At 42.6% G+C, this 1162-nt stretch carries 3 protein-coding genes; all 3 read left to right on the forward strand.

The window, feature by feature from the left end; all coding sequences use genetic code 11:
• The first annotated feature begins 56 nt into the window (after positions 1-56).
• From RRG12_RS44295 to RRG12_RS44305, 3 genes are read left to right on the forward strand one after another with little or no spacing between them, the layout of a single operon-like run.
• The gene (locus tag RRG12_RS44295) at positions 57-182 is read left to right on the forward strand and encodes a hypothetical protein (protein ID WP_420763382.1); all 126 of its coding nucleotides are present in this window, start codon (positions 57-59) and stop codon (positions 180-182) included.
• A gap of 6 nt (positions 183-188) precedes the next feature.
• Positions 189-551, forward strand: a complete 363-nt coding sequence (locus RRG12_RS44300) for an inorganic diphosphatase (protein WP_420762284.1) — start codon at positions 189-191, stop codon at positions 549-551.
• Positions 548-997 carry an NUDIX hydrolase gene (locus RRG12_RS44305; RefSeq protein WP_420762283.1) on the forward strand — a complete coding sequence of 150 codons (450 nt, stop codon included), beginning with the start codon at positions 548-550 and terminating at the stop codon, positions 995-997. The genes RRG12_RS44300 and RRG12_RS44305 overlap by 4 nt, the downstream gene beginning before the upstream one ends.
• Positions 998-1162: the final 165 nt, after the last annotated feature.

A 1162-nucleotide genomic window follows, 5' to 3' on the forward strand; every position in this document is an offset into this window, starting at 1 on the left:
GTTGACTGGGTGGAAGAAGCCCCTTAATGCTCGGCGATACTTCCCGGTAGTGGAGAATGAGCAAAAACTTGGGGCAAAAACTAGCTAGTAGTCAGAGGGCGATCGCCGATCTGACGGTACACAGAATGGTAATTTCCAATACGCTGATCTGCGCCTACATAAACTATATTGTCTACAACTGAAACCTGATGCAGATAGACATTAAAGAGTTTCTTACAACCAAGGTAACTGTCATTGTTGACCGTCCACTTGGTAGCAGGCATCCGCAATACCAATATATCTACCCGATTAATTACGGCTACATTCCCGGCACACTTGCTCCAGATGGAGAAGAAGTAGATGCTTATATCTTGGGTGTATTTGAGCCTTTAAGCCAGTTTGAAGGTGAGTGTATTGCCATTATTAGGAGGATTGATGATGCAGATGACAAGTTGATTGTCGTACCGCAAGGCTTGAATTACAGTAACGAGCAAATTAGAGCTTTGACAGAGTTTCAAGAGCGGTTCTTCGTATCGGTTATTTTGCGAACAAAATGTAATCAGAAAAAATGACTACTAAACCGATAAAGAAAAAAGTGATTGCCTATATCACCAGGGACGATGAGTTGATGGTATTTAGACATACTGACTTTCCGGCAGCTGGAGTACAAGTACCAGCAGGTACTATTGATGAAGATGAGTCACCAGATGATGCTGTACTGCGAGAGGTTTATGAGGAATCTGGTCTAATGTCCGTGAGGATTGTTGAGTTTTTAGGTACTTATGAGTATGACATGACCCCTTTACGAGATGAAATTCAATCCCGTTATGTTTATCATCTTGAATTGACTCAACCGGCTCTAGACAGTTGGCGACATTACGAAATGCATCCAAGCACCGGATTTGACCCCATAGCCTTTGATTTTTCTTGGGTAAAACTAGACGGTTCTGATTTGGGTCTAGCTGGTGGTCAGGGTCAACTATTACCTAAACTTTGTCAAAAAATGAAAACGCAGTAGAGGAAAGACTAAAAGAAAATCGCCATGATAACCAGCAGCTAAAAAGCCCTCAGTGATTCACCGAGAGCTTTTAGTTTCTGTCTACTGAAGTTGTGTTTGTCTGCTAATCTGTCGCCTCTGTCCTATGCTGTACAAGGATTCTGTCTACTTCTGTCCGTCCTGTCC

This window comes from Nostoc sp. CALU 546 (genome assembly GCF_048836525.1).